At 52.4% G+C, this 519-nt stretch carries 1 protein-coding gene; it reads left to right on the top strand.

All coding sequences use genetic code 11. The features are described from left to right. Positions 1 to 519, top strand: a 519-nt coding sequence (locus HGH92_RS33470; RefSeq protein ID WP_168875211.1) for a condensation domain-containing protein, incomplete at both ends; no start/stop codon positions are given.

Consider the following 519-nt stretch of genomic DNA (forward strand, 5'->3'; position numbering starts at 1 on the left):
CACCTGTTGCGGGGCGTCATCACCCCGACCTGGAAGACCAGATCGGTTATTACCTGAACACGCTGGCCCTGAGAAACGAAGTTGCAGGCGACCGGAGTTTCAAACAGTTGCTGGCATCGGTGCGGGAGACGACCTTGTCAGGTTTTGAACACCAGGTGTATCCTTTTGACATGCTGGTGGAGGAGCTGGGACTGGGAGGAGATTTGAGCCGGTCACCGCTGTCAGATGTGGTGGTGATATTACAGAACATCCGCTTAAACGATGAACAACAGTTAGAGATGCAGGGGCTGGAAGTGACACCGGAAGCGGCATCCCTGGACATCAGCAAGGGGGATTTACGTTTTCAGTTTTATCACGATGAACAAAGTGGTGTGCTTCATGGCAACATCGAATACAACAGTGATATTTTCAACCGGGAGCGTATAGAACGGATGGCGGCCCATCTCGGCCGCCTGATGGAGGCTGTTCATGCTAATCCTGATACAACGCTGGATGATATCAGCTATCAACAGGCGGGAG

The sequence above is a fragment of the Chitinophaga varians genome, assembly GCF_012641275.1.
In the GTDB taxonomy this organism is placed as follows: domain Bacteria; phylum Bacteroidota; class Bacteroidia; order Chitinophagales; family Chitinophagaceae; genus Chitinophaga; species Chitinophaga varians_A.